Raw genomic sequence first — 17,328 nt, forward strand, 5'->3', positions numbered from 1 at the left:
AGGCGCTTTCGGGATTTCGCCGCAGCGGTCACCGGACCACTTCTGATCGCCGTGCTGAGCGGGTCCTGCGGATTCGCGCTCTGCATGGTGCTCCGCACCTAAGTTCCCCCCCACGAGTGTTGGCAGCGAGCCCATGAACCAAGGCCGGTGCGCGTCCACCGAACGGCCACACCGGCGAGTCCGGCCCGGTGCCGGACATAGGCATCCCCCCTTGTAGCTCAGTGGTAGAGCGCGAGCACCTCGCACAGCGCCGGCTCCCCGCTTTCGTTGCCGTTCGCAGGGAGCTTCGAGGCTTCGAGGCCCCGGTTCGATTCCGGGCAAAAGGTCTGCCCGCCCTGCAAGGGCACGGTCCAGGAACACCCGAGCGCCACCAGGGCGGGCGCCCGATGCACCACAACTCTGATCAGAGGAGTGAGAGCGTGACCGCACCTTTTCTTGAGGCGCCAGCCGACGGAGACGCCCCAGTGGCGCCCCGGTTCCTTTGGCTGGACCTGACCCGCAACTGCCAGCTCGAATGCACCCATTGCTACAACGCCTCAGGCCCCTCGGGCAGTCACGGCGACATGAGCCGTGAGAACTGGCTGAGCGTCCTGGACCAGGCTGCGGGGTACGGCATCCGACTCGTGCAGATGATCGGAGGCGAGCCGACCATGCACCCGCACTTCGCGGAACTGGTGGGGCACGCGCTCGACGTCGGCCTCAAAGTCGAGGTCTACAGCAATCTCGTCCACGTCGCGGCCGACTGCTGGCGGCTGCTCCAACGTGAAGGCGTGAGCCTCGCCACGTCCTATTACGGGCCTCCGGCCCAGCACAACAGCGTCACGAAACGGCCCAGCCACGCCCGTACGCTCACGAACATCAAGCGGGCCGTTGCGAAGCACATCCCTCTCCGCGCATCCGTAGTCGTCCTGGACCCCTCCGAGACCGGAGCGGAGGCCACGGCGGAGTTGCACGCGCTTGGCGTGACGGACGTCCGCGTGGACCACACCCGGCCGTTCGGCCGGGCAGCCGAGGGGCGGAAGCCGCACATCGGTGGTCTGTGCGGGCGATGCGGCGACGGGCGTGCATCCATCGGACCGGACGGACAGGTCTCCCCCTGTGTCTTCTCCACCTGGATCGGCGTGGGCAACGCCCGGCGCACCCCGCTGGCCGCTATCCTCGGCGGGCCCGAAATGGCGGACGCCCAAGCGGCAATCCGGCAGGGACGGGGGCTGACCCGTTCGATGAGCTGCGGGCCTGACAGCCCGTGCGGCCCCGATGACCAACGGCCTCCCTGCGGGCCCGAAACCGACGACGAGTGCACCCCCGGATACCCGGGAACCGAGTGCAACCCGAGGAACTGAAGGATCATGAGCGCCGAGCCCGAGCCCGAATCCGAGATCAGGGCCCTGATCCGGCCCCACACGGGCGTGGTGCACGACATCCGGCGCACGGTGCGGGGGTTCAGCACGGACCTGACAGCGCGGGTGGACGCCGTGAAGGGGCGCTTCTTCGTCAAGGCGGTGCGGAACCGGCCCGGTGGGCGAGCGGACTCGTTCGCCAGAGAGGCGCTGATCAACCCCTCCGTCCGGCAGTTCTCCCCCCGACTTCTGTGGGAGGCGGAGGACGCTCGTTGGATCGTGCTCGGGTTCGAGTGGGTCGAAGCTCGATCCGCCACTCTGCTGCCGGGCTCGGTGGATCTGCCGGGCGTTGTCGAACTGGTCGATTCCATCGGTGGAATCGACGTGCCCCGTCAGGCCCGGGACTGGGCCGAGACCCGCTGGGACCGCTTCGCCACCAGCGCGGGCGAGGCCGCCTGGTTCCAGGGTGACGCGTTGCTGCACACGGACGTGAACCCGAGCAACCTTCTCGTGGGGGAGCGACGGTTGTGGCTGGTGGACTGGTCCTGGCCGACCAGAGGTGCCGGTTTCATCGATCCGGCGATCCTGGCGCTCCAGCTCATCGCCTCAGGGCACAGCCCGGCCGAAGCCGAGTCGTGGGCGGCCCAGTGCAAGGCCTGGGGCAGGGCCGACCGGAAGGCGATCGATGCCTTCGTGGCCGCTACGGCGCGCATGTACCTCTTCCGCGCCGCCAAGAGCCCTGACGCATCGTGGTTGGCGGCCATGGTGGTGGCGTGCCGAGCCTGGTGCGAGCGCCGAGGCGTGCGTCTCGCTGAGTGACCGGCCTCCTCGCGCCAAGGCCGTGGCCCGGACGTTTCGGATGTCCGGGCCACGGCTGCACCTGCAAGGTCACCCCTCCCGTCGTACCTCGATCACCCGGAACCGGCTCGCCACGAACGCTCCGTCGGACAGTGCGGCGTTCGCCGCCGGGTTTCCGCCGGAGCCGTGGAAGTCGGAGAACGCCGCTGTCTGGTTGACGTACACCCCGCCGGTCAGATTCAGGGACAACTGCGCCGACTCCTCCAGGCAGACGTCCTCGACGGCGCGCTCCACCTCCGCGTCCGTCGTGTACGCCCCGACCGTCATCGCGCCCTTCTCCCGTACGGTCCGCCGCAGCAGTTCCACCGCGTCCGCCGCGGAGTCGACGGCGACGGCGAAGGACACCGGACCGAAGCATTCCTCCAGGTACGGGGCCTCGTCGTCCGGCTTGGTCCCGTCCACCTTGACGATCACCGGGGTGCGGACCACCGCTTCGGGGAAGTCCGGGTTCACCACCTCGCGGGAGGCGAGCGCGACCTCGCCGAGCCCCGCCGCGCCCTCCAGTCGGGCCCGGACGTCCGGGTTGACGAGCGCGCCGAGCAGGGCGTTGGCCCGCGCGTCGTCGCCGAGCAGGCCGGACACCGCGCCCGCGAGATCGGCGACGACCTCGTCGTACGTCTTGGGGCCCTGGTCGGTGGCGATGCCGTCGCGGGGGATGAGGAGGTTCTGCGGGGTGGTGCACATCTGGCCGCTGTAGAGGGAGAGGGAGAACGCCAGGTTGGAGAGCATCCCCTGGTAGTCGCCCGCGGAGTCGATGAGGACCGTGTTGACGCCGGCCTTCTCGGTGTAGACCTGGGCCTGGCGGGCGTGGGTCTCCAGCCAGTCGCCGAACCCGGTGGAGCCGGTGTAGTCGATGATCCGGATCTCGGGGCGGGTGGCGAGGTCCTTGGCGATGCCCTCGCCGGGCCGCTCGGCGGCGAGCGCGACGAGGTTCGGGTCGAATCCGGCCCCGGTGAGCACCTCGCGGGCGACGGCGACCGTCAGCGCGAGCGGCAGCACCGCGCGCGGGTGCGGCTTGACCAGGACGGCGTTGCCGGTGGCGAGGGAGGCGAACAGGCCCGGGAAGCCGTTCCAGGTGGGGAAGGTGTTGCAGCCGATGACCAGGCCGATGCCGCGCGGGGCGGCCGTGAAGGTCTTGGTGAGGGCGAGCGGGTCGCGCTTGCCCTGGGGCTTGGTCCAGTCGGCGCGCGCGGGCGTGCGGGTCTGCTCGGCGTACGCGTACGCGACGGCCTCCAGGCCGCGGTCCTGGGCGTGCGGTCCACCGGCCTGGAAGGCCATCATGAACGCCTGCCCGGAGGTGTGCATCACCGCGTGGGCGAATTCATGGGTGCGGTCGCTGATCCGCTGGAGGATCTCGATCGAGACCAGCGCGCGGACCTCCGGCCCGGCGTCCCGCCAGGCGCGCTGCCCGGCCTTCATCGCGGGCAGCAGCACATCGAGGTCCGCGTGCGGGTAGTCGACCTTGAGATCGATGCCGTACGGGGAGACCTCGTCGCCGACCCAGCCGTCCGTGCCGGGCTGGCCGAGGTCGAGACGGGTGCCGAGCAGGGCGTCGAAGGCGGCATTGCCCGCGGCGGCGTCCAGGCTGCCGTTCTCCCCGTACGCCTTGGGGTGCTCGGGGTGGGGGGACCAGTACGCGCGGGTGCCGATCGCCTCCAGGGCCTGGTCGAGCGTGGCGCGATGGCGGGTGATCAGTTCGTTCGCCGAGAGGGCGGCGGCGGCCATGGGTGACCAACTCCTTGTCTCATGAACTCGCCGGCGAGTTCATGACCTGGGCAGAAGCAAGGACGGAAGCAAGGACGGAAGCAAGGACAGGAAAGGCATGACAGAGCTAGAGTAACCGAACGATCGGTCGGTACAAGGGGGTCCGACGTATCCGTGGACAACCCGGTGCGGGAGGATCGCGCACATGACAGCACTCGACCTCAGCAGCCCCGTGGCCGTCGCGGGCGCCGGCACCATGGGCCAGGGCATCGCCCAGGTCGCCCTGGTCGCGGGCCATCCCGTACGGCTGTACGACGCCGTACCGGGGCGGGCTCGGGACGCGGCCGACGCGATCCTGGCCCGGCTGGACCGGCTCGCCGCGAAGGGCCTGCCGGGCGGCCCGGACCCGGACGCCGTCCGGGCGCGGCTGCGGCCCGTCGAGCGCCTCGCCGAGCTGGCGGACTGCGCGCTGGTCGTGGAAGCCGTCCTGGAGGACCTGGACACCAAACGGGACCTGCTGAGGGCCCTGGAGGACATCGTCGCCGAGGACTGCCTCCTCGCCACCAACACCTCCTCCCTCTCCGTCACCGCCCTCGGCGGCGCCCTGCGCGCCCCCGGCCGCCTGGTCGGCCTGCACTTCTTCAACCCGGCGCCGGTGCTGCCGCTGGTCGAGGTGGTCTCCGGCTCCGCCACCGACGTGTCGTCCGCCACCCGCGCCTACGAGACGGCCCGCGCCTGGGGGAAAACCCCGGTGGCCTGCGCCGACACCCCCGGCTTCATCGTCAACCGCATCGCCCGGCCCTTCTACGCCGAGGCCTTCGCCGTCTACGAGGCCCAGGGCGCCGACCCGGCCACCCTGGACGCGGTGCTGCGCGAGAGCGGCGGTTTCCGGATGGGCGCCTTCGAGCTGACCGACCTGATCGGCCAGGACGTCAACGAATCCGTCACCCACTCGGTCTGGACCGCCTTCTTCCAGGACCCCCGCTTCACCCCCTCCCTCGCCCAGCGCCGACTCGTGGAGTCCGGCCGCCTCGGCCGCAAGACCGGCCAGGGCTGGTACGACCACCGCGAGGACGCCGAGCCCGCCGAACCGCACACCGCGGAGCCCTCCGCGCCGCCCGCGTACGTCGTCGCCGAGGGCGATCTCGGCCCGGCCGCCGAGCTGCTCGCGCTGATCCGCGAGGCGGGCATCCCGGTCCGCACCGAGGACGAGGACCACGGCACCCGGCTGGTCCTGCCCGGCGGCGGCCAGCTCGCCCTGGCCGACGGCCAGACCTCGGTCGAGTTCCGGGACGTCGTCTACTTCGATCTGGCGCTGGACTACCGCAGGGCGACCCGGATCGCCCTCTCCGCCTCCCAGGACACCACCACCCAGACCCTCGCCGAGGCCACCGGCCTCTTCCAGGCGCTCGGCAAGAAGGTCAGCGTCCTCGGGGACGTCCCCGGCATGATCGTCGCCCGCACGGTCGCCCGGATCGTGGACCTCGCCCATGACGCCGTCGCCAAGGGCGTCGCCACCGAGGAGGACATCGACACCGCGATGCGCCTCGGCGTGAGCTACCCCCTCGGCCCGTTCGAATGGAGCCGCCGCCTGGGCCGCAACTGGGCGTACGCCCTCCTGGACGACCTCCATCTGCGCGATCCGTCCGGCCGCTACGCGCCGTCCCTCGCGCTCTACCGCCACGCCTATGCCACCGACAAGCGGGAGGGCAGCACCTCATGACCACGGCCAAGCGCGACACCTACACCCCGGAGACCCTCCTCTCGGTCGCCGTCCAGGTCTTCATCGAACGCGGCTACGACGGCACCTCCATGGAGCATCTGTCCCGCGCGGCGGGCATCAGCAAGTCGTCCATCTACCACCATGTCTCCGGCAAGGAGGAACTCCTGCGCCGCGCCGTGAGCCGCGCCCTGGACGGTCTCTTCGCCATCCTGGAGGAGCCCCCCGCGCGCGAGGGCCGCTCCGCCGACCGCCTGGAACACGTCGTGCGCCGCATGGTCGAGGTCCTCATCACCGAACTCCCCTACGTCACCCTGCTGCTGCGCGTCCGTGGCAACACCGACACCGAACGCTGGGCCCTGGAGCGCCGCCGCGACTTCGACCACCAGGTGGCCGAACTCCTCAAGGCCGCCGCCGCCGACGGCGACGTACGCGGTGACATCGAGGTCCGTCTCGCCACCCGGCTGGTCTTCGGCATGGTCAACTCCATCGTGGAGTGGTACCGCCCGGCTCCGCGCGGCGCCGACGCGCAAGAGGTGGCCGAGGCGGTCTCGCGGCTGGTGTTCGAGGGGCTGCGCCGGCAGCACTGAGGAACTTGAGGAACTTGAGGAACCGGCCATCGGGCGGGTGCGGCAAGGGCGGCTGTGATGCAGGACATTGACAGCCGTCCGGCCCCGCGGTTTGACTGTCCGCCCCAGTCGGCCCCCCGAGGGCGCCGGCGGCCACAGCGACGGAGACGCCTCGTGCACGCAGTTCCCGGACCGGCGGTACGCCGGTCGCAGGGCTGCCCGACGGCGCCCGCGCATCTGCTGAGTCTGTTCGCCGCCGACCGGGCCGTCGATCTGCTGCGCGTGAACAGCGCGCTCTGTACCGCGCGGGGCTGAGCCCGCGGCCGGGGACCGACACCAGGTCCCGGCCGGCCCCCGCCTCCCCGGCCCGCGCCGGGTGAAGCGCGTGCGCGACGCGTTCCGAGCGCCGCCGTCCCCAGCCCCGTCCCGGTACCGCCACTCCAGCGGCCTCGGCCCGGGGCGCCCCGTCCCGGCCTGAGACGCACCCTTCCCGACGGAAGCGAGCGAGGGCGGTTCTGCCGCCGGAACTCCTCCTGATCGGGACTGACGCCATGCCCTCGGACGACCTCAACAACCTGTTCTTCGTGCTCACGGGCCAGCGGATGCCCGCGGCCGACCCCGCGCTGATGCGGGAGTACCTGGTGCTGCCCCAGCGTGAGCTGGAGGAACGGCTCGGGCAGGTCGAGGAACTCCTCGTCCGGGTCACCCAGTCGGTGTCGGACCAGACCAACGGCGCCTTCGGCGAGGCGTATCTGCGGGCCATGCAGTCCCTGGCGTCCCCGGAGGGGCTGACGGTGCTGGCGGGACTGCGGGACGCGGCCCGCGAACTCGGCGACATGGCCCAGGAGTCGGCCTACCAGGTCGAGTACACCAACCTGATGATCCTCCTCCAGCTGGGCATGTTCCTCGTCGAGTTCGCCCTGACCTTCGTCATGGCGATCTGGAACCCCACGGGCGCGCTGCTGCGGCAGGCGTTCCTGCGGGCGATCTACCGGGCGATCCTGAAGAGCCTGGTGGCCCGGGTGGTGGCGTCGATCCTCCTCCAGCAGGTCGTCCAGGTGGGCCTCGCGGCGGCGATGGACCGGCTGGCCCAGTGGATGCTGGCCCGCCAGGGCAAGCACACGACCCAGGGCGACACCTACCTCTTCCAGGCGATCGGGTTCGGCGCGTTCGCGGGGCTGGTGGCGGTGCCGATGCAGTTCGCCGCGTCCTGGCTGGCGCAGAGCCTGAACAAGGCGCTCAACCGCAACCTCCGGGAATCGCTGACCGGCCTGGTGGACGAGGCACTCAGCCACCGCCTCGGCAAGAGCCCGGTGCCGGTCCCGGTGGCTGTGGGGGGCAAGGGTTCTGTGGATGTGCCGGGCAACGGCTTTGTGGATGTGCCGGGCATGGGCTCCGTGGGCGGGCCGGGCAAGGGTTCCGTGGACGGGCTGGGCAACGGTTTCGTGGTTGGGCCGGACACGGTGTTCGCCCGTGACCTCGGTGGCCGGGTGACCGACACGGTGGGGCTGCTGGCCCGCGGCACGCCGCCCGATGCCATCGGCGACGCGTTCGTCCGGGACCTGGGCGAGATCTTCCAGCGGCGGTTCGGCGACGAACTGGGCGACGGCCCGGCCACAGCCCTGGGGGAGGGGTGGGCGTCCGCCCTCCTCACCCACGCCGGACGCGACGGCCTCGGCGACGCGCTGCGCCGGGCACTCGACGGGGGCCTGCCCGCGTCGTACGGGAGCGGTGTCACCCGGGCGCTGTCGACCGGGGTGGCCGAGCTGCTCGGCCGGGGCAGGGCGGCCAAGTTCCTGGACTTCGTCGTCCAGGGCGTGGTCGGCGACGGTCTGACGGGGGTGGGCGCGGAGATGCTCTACAACGGGCTCGTGCTCCGCCAGTTCAGTGTGAGCGGGGGTGGGTTCCTGTCCTCGATCACGAGCGAGCGCACGGCGTCGGCGCTGGATCTGAAGGCTAGTTGGCTGGCGGGGAAGGTGCGGATGTCGTTCGGGGGGGTGTTTTCTATGCCGGTGTCGGAGTCGGTGCCGATGTCGACGCCGATGGGGGGTTCGGGGGCGGGGGCGGGGGCGGGTCCGGTTTCCGCTCCGGCTCCGGATCCGGCTCCGACGTCGACTCCGGTTCCGGTCTCGGTTTCGACTTCGACTCCGGTTCCGGTTCCGGTCTCGGTTTCGACTCCGGTGCTGACCTCGGCTTCGATCCCGGTTCCGGCCCCTGCCCCGGGGGCGCCGACTTTGGCTCCCGCGCCGGGGCCGATTCCGACCTGGGCTTCGGACTCGATTCCGGCTTCGATCCCGACTTCGGCCTCGACTTCGATGCCGACCTCGCTTCCGACCTCGACCTCGATCCCGGCCCCGGTGCAGATCTTGCCTCCCACCCCGGCTCCGATCCCGATCCCCACCTCGACCTCGACCTCGATTCCGACCCCCACCTCCACCCCCACCCCGCCCTCGACCCCCACCTCCACCCAGACCCCCACCCCGCCCTCGACCCCCGCTTCGACCCCGGCCCCGCCATCCGGTGGGAGTACCGCGCCCGCAGCCGGGCCCAGGCCCACCGTGCCCGTGCCCGCACCCGTGAACACCGGGCCCGGAAAGGCCGACGGCATCGATGTCGGCGCCCTCCGCCCCGGGGGCGTGGACGACGGGGAAGCGGGTGGGGACGGCGGCCCGCTGACCCCGGTGGTGAGCACGGCCGCCGGTGACGACGGGCCGCTCCTCGACGACCGGCGACTGATCACCGCCGTGAACGCCGCCGCGCACAGCGCCCGTACGGAATTCGACGCCCACCCCTCCCTCGCCCCCACCCCCACCCCCACCCCCACCGCATCCCCTGTCTCCACCCCCACCCCCACCCCCACCCCCCTCATCCTCATCAACTGCGTGATCCTCGTGGAGCACCTCGCCCGCCAGCTCTACCCCGCCAACACCCTCGACCTCTTCCAGCGCCCCGACCGCGCCCCCGGCGGCACCGGCATCCGGCCCACCGTGACCCTGGACGACACCGACCTGGGCACCGCCCGCGCCGACCGGCGTCTCGCCGCCGGGCCCGGCTGGACCACCGTCACCTCCTGGAGCACCGTCGGGGAGGCCCTCGCCGTCGCCGGTCCCGGCTCGACCGCGCTGATCCTCACCCAGAGCACCACCGGCCTCGGCCACGCCTACGCCGCCCACCAGACCGACACCGGCACCCGCTGGGTCGAGATGCAGTCCGACGGCGGCCCCCGTGTCGACATCCGGCCCCCCGACTGGCCCCCGGCAGACACCCGCGTGGTCGTGATCGGCCCCGACGGCTCCGTCCTGCCCCAGGCCCTGCCGAGCGCCCCCCGCCCCGTCACCACCGTCGACGCCGTCACCGACCCCCCGGCCACCCGCGCCTACGGTGCCCTGCCCCCCTCCGCCCGCACCGGGCCCGGCGTGCTCCACTCCCTGCGCACCGAACTCCGCTCCCTGCTGGACGACCGCCCCGACGACCCGTCGGCCACCGGCCACCGCCTCCCCGAAGCGACCGTCCTCGCCGTCGACCGGGCCGCCGAGCGCCTCGATCTGGTCGCCGCCCTCGGACTCGCCCTCCCCAACGGCGATCTCACCCCGCTGCGCACCGCCGCCGCCCAGGCCGCCGTCCCTCACCCGGACCCGTCCCCGGAGACGGTCCGGCGGCTCGAAACCGAGGCCGTGTCCGTGACCGACCTCGCCGATCAGCGTCTGCGCGGGTTCCGCCGGGAGAACCTCCCCCTCGCCGAGGTCTACGGCATCACCCCGCACCACCGTTTCACCCCGCAGGACGCCGCCGCCGTGGCCCGCCTGGAGACCCTGTCGGCGCCCCCTGCGGAAACGATTCCCGCGCCCCCTCCCCAGACGGCCCCCGCGCCGCACCCTCCGGAGACGACCGCCGCTGCCGACCGCCGCCGCAACCTCCTCGCCCTGGCCGAGAGCGTCGGCATCGGCACCAGGACCGGTGCCGTGGTCGACGCGGTCCTCCCGCACGCCCGGCTGTCCCGGCTGCTCGCCCTCGGCAGCCTCGCCTTCGAACTGCACGGCCGCGCCTTCGGCACCAGGCACCTCGCCGTGCTGCACACCCTCACCGACCCCCTCCCCTCCGCCCACCCGCGCCCCCGCGACCTCCAGACCCTCGTCCGGGGCTATCTCGGACCCGCCGATCACGCCCCCGTCACCCGGGCCGACGCCCAGGCCCTGACCGCGCTGGTCGCGGACCGGCCCGACGGCGGCGGACGGCTGACCCCGGCCCGGCTGCGCGTCCTGTGGGAGACGGCCGCCGAGACCGCCCGGACCGACGCGGCGGCCACCGCCGGGGCGGCGGCACTCGCGGTCGAGGGGGCGGAGCCCTTCGCGGCCCTGTCCGAGCGGGCCACCCGTGAACACGCCGATCTCCGCACGACCCTCGGTGAACTCCGGGCCCTGGCCGGGCAGCCCTGGCGTCCCGGCCAGCACGACCGGACGGTACGGCTGCGCGGGATGTCGGCCCGGCTGCACCACCGGGTGGAGGACTTCCACACCGCGCGCGCCGAGGAACTCCACGCCTCGGCCCGCCCCCGGCTCGACACGGCCCACGACCGGCTCCCCACCGACCGCCGCGCGGAACTGAACGCCCTCGCCGACCGTTGGGACACGGCCACCCATCTGCGGACCACCCCGGCCACCGCGTCCACCGTCCACGACCTCCTCGTCCTCACCACCGAACTCGACACCCTCACCACCGATCCCGAGCCCGAGCCCGAGCCGCAGCCCGCACCGAAGTCGGCCGAGCCCTCCACCCGCCGCCTCCCCGGCCGGGTCCTGCACACCCTGCGGCACACCCCCGAACAGCCCCTCCCCTGGGGCGAGTGGGGCCGGGTGGCCCGCGTCGGACAGCTGTCGCTCGACGCCCACGACGAGTTCGCCGCCTGGGGAACCGCCCCCCTGCCCGAGCCCCTCCGCGAACCCGCCCGGACCGCTCTGGGCGCGGCCCTCGGCACCCTGGGCGCGGTGGCGGCCGGCCGCCTCCTGGCCTCGCCCGAAGGGCTCCCGGTCACGCTCCCCGGCCTCCGTCACCCGGTGACCTTCCGGCTCCGGATCGATGGCCTGGACGGCGATTCCGGCACGCACTACCGGCGCCCCGAGGACATCGGGTCGGCCCAGACCGGGGCGCGTCCCTCCCAGGCCCTGGATCTGCCCCAGATCATGAACCCGTCGACGTTCGACGGCTTCGCCGACCACCGTTCCGTCTCCCTGCCGCTCGGCCCGGTCGGCACGGCCACCGGCAACCCGCGCCTGCCGGGCTTCGCCCTCGGCCCCACCCTCTCCGCGAACGGCTCCCGGAGCCACGGCGGTTACACGGGCGCGGTCATCCAGTCCGTACGGCAGGTCTGGCACCAGCAGTTCGCGTACTTCGAGGCGACGGAGACCACCTGGACGGTCTCGTACCCGAACCCCAACCCCACTCCGGACCCCAACTCCAACCCCTCCCCGAACCCCGAAGACCTCATCCGCACCGCCGCCCTCCCCGCCCCCGCCCTCCTCGCCTTCCCGGAAGACGAATCCCCCCTCACCACGCCGGACGGCCCCGACTGGACCACCGAGGTCCGCCCACCGCTGACCCCGCCCTCCTCCGCCCCGGCCGCCTTCCACGAGGTGCTGGGCCGCGTCACCACCATCACCGAGGCCCTCTCGCTCGACGGTGGCCCCCGCCCCGCCGCGGCCCGGATCCTGGAACGGTTCCCGGCCGCCGGACCCACCCTCGTCACCGCCGTACAGGACCTGTTCTCGGACGAGTCCCTGTACCAGGTGCACGAGCACGTACTCGGCGCCGGATACACATCCGCGGTCTTCCCGGTCACCGGAACTGGTACCGGAACCGGTACTGGTACCGGCGACTCCGGAGGGGACTGGGCCGCCTTCCGGCTGCGGGCCCGGCTGACCTCGGCGCAGCACATCGACCTCACCTCCGGCTATGTCCAGCAGGACGCCCGGCATCTGTTCTGGTCCGGCGAGTCCGAGGGCGTCGGCAGCGGTGTCTCGCTGGGGCTGTCGGGCGGTCTGACGCCGCCGAGCGCCACCACCGCCTCCGGAACCGTCATCGGCGGGGGAGTACGAGGCTCGCTCAGCGGCTCGCTGTCGACCGCCCGCTCGATCTCCGCCTCACGCGGCGGTGGGGACTGGCGGTATGTCGCCTATCCCAGTGACACCCATGTCTACCGGCTCCGGTTGGACCTCACCACCGAGGTCCGCTCGTCCGTCGGCACCGCCGCCGGTACGGTGACCGACACCCTGACGGCGTATGTACGCGTACCCGAGCGCGACAGCGCCCGCTTCGAAGCGGAACTGTCCGCCGCAGCAGCCACCACCACCATCACCTCCGAACCGACCGCCCCCGCCCCTCTCCCCAACCCTGACCCCCACCACCTCCCCCCACCCGGCGTTCTCCACGGACTGAGCCGCGGCACCTCCGTCGTGGATCTGCTCGCCGGTGCCGACCGGCTGGTCCCCAGGGCCCTGGAGGAGATCGACCGGGCGCTGCTCGACCCCCGCCTCGCGGCGGTGGTGGCCCCGCTGCCCGCCCTCACCCGGCACACCCTGGAGCGCGAACTCGGCCAGCGTTTCTCCCTGACGGCCCTGCTGCCGTACACCAGCCAGGCCATCAGCGACCGGACCGGCTTCCGGCGCGGCTATCCGGTCGTCGGCGGCGATCTGTGGATCGACGTCCGGCTCACCATGGCCCCCGCCGGACCCTGGAGCACCGACCGCATCCCCTGGGCCCGGATCGACCATTACCCCATCTCCTACAGCGACCTGGGCGCCCGCGAGCGGGTCGCGGCGCAGTTCGGCGGCGGCCTCGGCGGCAGTCTGACGGTCCGGCCCCCCGGACTCGCCCTGCGCAGTGCGGGCCTCTCCGGCCAGTACGGCGGCTCCCTCGCCGGCAGCTCCGCCCTGACCGTGCGCGCGGGCGCCTGGGCGTCGCTGGGGTTCGTCTACGAGGGCCCGGCGCTGGCGATGACCGTCCCGGCGGTGTACCGGCTCCAGGTCGCGGTGGACTTCGTACCCCGGCAGCCCCATGGCACCGCGTACCGGCTGGGCCGCCAGGTCCTGGACCGGGTCGGCGACACCCTGACGCGCCGCGCCACCCCGCAGGCCCCGGACCGTACCGTCCACCGCACGGCCGAACTCCCCGGCCTGATGCGCCACGTCATCGCCGAGGGCCTGTCCCCCAGAAGCGCCCCACCGGCCCACCCCTTGACCCCGGCCACCCCCACCACCCTCGGTTCCGCGGTGACCCGCCGACTCCCTCCGCTCTCCCCGGGCGGCCCCGCCCCTCTCTCCCCGCCCCCCTCCTGGTCCCGGCTGGCGGGGGAGACGCCGGAGGTGCTGCGCCCCGACGATCTGCCGGTCGAGATCCTCGGGATCCCCGCGCTGCGCGCCACCGCCGAGGCCCTGCTCACCGGCGCCGGAATCGCGCCGCGCAGCGCGGCCGACGGTCTCGACTCCCTCAACGAGGACGATCTCATCGGCCGTTCGATGTGGGGCGGCGGACCGGTGGCGCACACCTTCACCGTCGTCCAGGCGGGCACGTTCGGGGACCGTCACGCGGTGGTCACCGTGGTGGGGCAGCCGTACTCCCTCGCCGCCGAACCGGGCCGGGTGGAGCTGCGGCAGAGCGACATCATGGACTCCGAGCCCGCCCTCGTCCTCGGCGGTACGCGGAGCGTCTCGCACTCGGCGTCGGGCCGGCTCGGCGATCTGGCCGGGCGGGAGGCGTCCGGCGGTCTGTCGGGGAACCGCACCCTGCGCAGTGTCCAGAGCACGGCCATCGAGTCCCACGAGGTCCTCACCGGCCGCTGGATATCCCATGAGCCCCGCCCCTACACCCCGCACCGCGGGCACATGCTGTGGACGACGACCGTCCGCACCTGGCAGGGCAACATGGCCGGGAACTGGTCGGCGGCCGAGCACCGTGCGCAGACCCTGGTCGAGGGCGGGGTCGTCGTCCTGCGCCCGGAGGCACGGCAGCCGTCGCAGCAGCCGCCGCCCGGCGTCCCCGAGCGGCTGGCCCCGTCCGAGGTCCCCTTGATGGCGGCGGGGGACACCCTGGAGTGGTCGGACCCCCCTGCGCACCCCTCGGGCGAGGGCCTGAACCCCGTCCTGGCGATGGTCCGCGACGTACTGGCGGCGGTGGACAGCCGCCTCCTGCACACCCAGTGGCACACGGCCCCCACCCAACTCACCCAACTCACCCAACCCACCCAACCCACCGGCCCCCGCCGCACCGGACTGCCGTCCGCCCTGCACACCATCCTCGGCCACGACGCGCTCCTCGCCCACCGGGACACCCTCCTCGGCCCCGGCCTCGTCCTGCACCTGTCCCACTCCCTCCCCGGCGTCACCGCGCAGTTCAGCCTCGTCCTGCGCGCCGCGCCGCCCCCCGGCGACGAGGGCTACACCTACCGGGGCACGACCGACGCCGAGGTCTCCACGTACCGCCTGCACACCCGCCGCAGTGTGCGCTCCGGCACGACGACGCTCGGCTACGGGGCGGGGGCGAGCGCGTCCACGTCGGCGATCCCCGCGACCACCGAGGTGAGCAGCTACGCCGGGGCGGGCTTCGACGGCAGCCGCTACCGGTCGCAGCAGTGGGGCGCCGGGGACATCCTGCGGCTGCGGGACGTGACGGGGGTGATCGGCGGCAGCCACCGCTACGAGGGACGGCTGCGGATCACGGCGACGCTGTACCGCGACTACGTCCCCGGCAAGGCGCTGCACGCCCTCACCCTCGGCCTGGCCGGACCCGCCCTCGCCCTGGGCCGGAGCCTGCGCCTGACCCTGGAGCCCGGCACGACGACCCCCACCACGGCCTCCGCCCATATCGACCTGCTGGACGGAGTCCTGATCCCGGCCGCCCTCCACTCCCCCCGCTCCCTCCCCACAACCATCCCCACAACCATCCCCACAACCATCCCCACAACCATCCCCACAACCACCCCCACCCGGACAGCGGTCCGAGTGGACACCCCGCACCACCCCGGCGGGCACCCCACCGACGCGGCCACCCTCACCCGCGAGAACCTGCGCCTCCTGCCCGTGACCCGCGCGCACATCCTGAACCGCGGTGTCCTCCCGGCCGGGGTGGACGCCCAGGCCCTCCGCCACCTCTTCGACCACTCCCTGACGGCCCTCACCACCCCCGGCGACGCCCCCGCGGCCGTCTCCGAACTCCTCACGGCGGCCGGACTCCCCTTCGAGGCGTACGCGGCGGTGCTCGGCCGCCACCAGGTGATGGCGGGCTTCCACCTCACCCTCGACGACGGCCACACCTTCCCGGACCTGATCCGCGACAACGGCCCGCTGACCACCCTCCGCGGTGACCTCCACGTCCGGCACCGCTTCTACGACCCGGTCCCCCTCGGCTGGATCCGGGCCCGCCACACCGCCGAGACCCTCCGGATGACCGAGCACGTCCTGTCCTACGGCTCCGGCGACGACGGCACGCTCTCCGTGAACGGCGGCCCCAGCTTCAGCACCGGCACCCGCTCCGTCCCCCTCACCCCCGGTGCCGCGCTGGGCCAGAACCACGACCATGGCGGCGGGGCGTCCGAACGCCTGGTCCAGCCGGTCGCCGTCCGCCGGGAGAGCGCCTACCTCCGCGTCGGCGCGGGCCTCCTGACGACGATCCGCGTGGACGCCGCCCAACGCCAGGGCCCGCTGGCCCACTCGCCCGGGACCACGCACCTCACCTACCGCCTGGACGGCGCGGCGGAACTCCTCATCGACCCGGAAACCGCCCTCACCCTGGGCGTCCCCCTCCCCGCCACCGGCATCCCCACCCCCCACGGCCGCTACTTCCCCCACCTCCCCGACGGCCCGGCCACCCCCGCCGACCTCACCCGCCTGCGCGCCGCGCACGCCCTGCCCCGGTACGGCGACTGGTCCCCCGTGGCCGCGGACTACGACCCCCGCACCGACCGCGTCACCCTCACGGCCGCCGCACAGGACCCCGCGTCCGGCCACTGGCGCCCGACGCCCCTGACCCTGGACCCGGAGCAACTGGCGGCGGCACTGGGCACCGACGACGGCGACGACCGTCCCGTCATCCTGGTGGCCGGCGGCGTCTCCCCCGCCTTCGCCGCGGCCCTCGCCCGAGCCCTGGGCCGCGATGTGCTGTCGACAACGGCGGGCATCCGCCAGGACACCGACCTCCACGCCCTCACCCCGGACGGCCTCCCGGCCCCCTGGACCCACTACCGCCCGGACGGCACCACCACCACCCACCACGGCGACTCCCTGACGGAGGTGATGGAGCACCGGCTCGCCCCACCCCACCGGGGCCACCGCACGCCCCCGCCACCGGGCACGACGACCCCGAACCCACCCGTGTGGTGGCGTTCTCCGACCCCGGCGTCCGGCACCGCGGACCACATCGAGGCGATCCTGACGGGGGCGGTGTCCCACTGAGGGCGCGGGGCACGATGCAGCCCGTCAGAGAGGCGACCTCCACTGGATCGGACAGTATCTGCGGGGTCTGGCCGGGGCCGGGGGCAGACTTGGCCATGGCCTCGAACTGCCTTTGGAACCGGAGGCCGGTGCCCTGCTGCCGCCCTCACCCCGGCGGCTCCAGGTTCTCCTCCTCGAACACCAGCAGCGTCCGCGTGCTCAGGATCTCCGGGAGGGCGTGCAGACGGGTGAAGACCAGTTCCCGCAGCGCCCGGTTGTCGGCGACATGGACCAGGAGCAGGACGTCGAAGTCCCCGCCGACCAGGGACATGTGTGCCGCGCCGGGCAGCTCGCGCAGCTGCTCGCGGACCGTGCGCCAGGAGTTCTGGACGATCTTCAGGGTGATGTACGCCGAGGTGCCCTGCCCGGCGCGGCCATGGTCGACCCGGGCGCCGAAGCCGCGGATCACCCCGTCCTCCACCAGACGGTTGATACGGGCGTACGCGTTCGCGCGCGAGACATGGACCCGCTCGGCCACCGACCGTATCGAGGCGCGGCCGTCCGCCTGGAGCATCCGCAGGATGTCCTGATCGATGGCGTCCAGCGGGCGCGGCGGCGGAATCTCCGCGTCCGGCGCGGGCACGGCGGCCATCGGGAGATCGCCCGGAAGGTCGCCGTTCTCCGGGCCTTCGGCCATTTGTTCAGATGACATCTGC

8 protein-coding genes are annotated in these 17,328 nt (G+C 73.1%); 6 read left to right on the forward strand and 2 right to left on the reverse strand.

The genetic code is table 11. The features are described from left to right. Positions 1-419 precede the first annotated feature (419 nt). Together ABZX40_RS15400 and ABZX40_RS15405 are read left to right on the forward strand one after the other, a co-directional pair. Positions 420-1,343, forward strand: coding sequence for a radical SAM protein (locus tag ABZX40_RS15400; RefSeq protein WP_355747909.1), 924 nt, complete (start codon positions 420-422; stop codon positions 1,341-1,343). 6 nt (positions 1,344-1,349) lie between these two features. Continuing rightward, positions 1,350-2,159: a protein kinase gene (locus ABZX40_RS15405; RefSeq protein WP_355747912.1), complete on the forward strand. Its 810-nt coding sequence runs from the start codon at positions 1,350-1,352 to the stop codon at positions 2,157-2,159. 69 nt (positions 2,160-2,228) lie between these two features. On the opposite strand, the gene paaN is transcribed toward ABZX40_RS15405, so the two are convergent. Beyond that, positions 2,229-3,923, reverse strand: coding sequence for a phenylacetic acid degradation protein PaaN (gene paaN / locus ABZX40_RS15410; protein ID WP_355747915.1), 1,695 nt, complete (start codon positions 3,921-3,923; stop codon positions 2,229-2,231). Between the two features lie 184 nt (positions 3,924-4,107). Here paaN and ABZX40_RS15415 point away from each other — a divergent pair, with 184 nt between their 5' ends. The 4 genes from ABZX40_RS15415 (at position 4,108) to ABZX40_RS15430 (ending at position 16,633) form a co-directional block, all read left to right on the forward strand. Further along, the gene (locus tag ABZX40_RS15415; RefSeq protein ID WP_355747918.1) at positions 4,108-5,625 is read left to right on the forward strand and encodes a 3-hydroxyacyl-CoA dehydrogenase; all 1,518 of its coding nucleotides are present in this window, start codon (positions 4,108-4,110) and stop codon (positions 5,623-5,625) included. Continuing rightward, positions 5,622-6,212 (forward strand): TetR/AcrR family transcriptional regulator, encoded by a 591-nt coding sequence (locus ABZX40_RS15420; RefSeq protein WP_355747921.1) that lies wholly within the window; start codon positions 5,622-5,624, stop codon positions 6,210-6,212. Before ABZX40_RS15415 ends, ABZX40_RS15420 begins: the two co-directional genes overlap by 4 nt. A gap of 153 nt (positions 6,213-6,365) precedes the next feature. Next, positions 6,366-6,506, forward strand: a complete 141-nt coding sequence (locus ABZX40_RS15425) for a hypothetical protein (RefSeq protein ID WP_355747924.1) — start codon at positions 6,366-6,368, stop codon at positions 6,504-6,506. Positions 6,507-6,742: 236 nt separating this feature from the next. Continuing rightward, positions 6,743-16,633, forward strand: a complete 9,891-nt coding sequence (locus ABZX40_RS15430; RefSeq protein WP_356009003.1) for a hypothetical protein — start codon at positions 6,743-6,745, stop codon at positions 16,631-16,633. A gap of 145 nt (positions 16,634-16,778) precedes the next feature. Here the strand turns inward: ABZX40_RS15430 and ABZX40_RS15435 are convergent, their stop codons facing one another. Further along, on the reverse strand, positions 16,779-17,264 hold the full coding sequence (locus ABZX40_RS15435) for an Lrp/AsnC family transcriptional regulator (RefSeq protein ID WP_355748054.1): 486 nt from the start codon (positions 17,262-17,264) through the stop codon (positions 16,779-16,781). Positions 17,265-17,328 lie beyond the last annotated feature (64 nt).

The sequence above is a fragment of the Streptomyces sp. NPDC004610 genome, assembly GCF_040609715.1.
Taxonomy (GTDB): Bacteria; Actinomycetota; Actinomycetes; order Streptomycetales; family Streptomycetaceae; genus Streptomyces.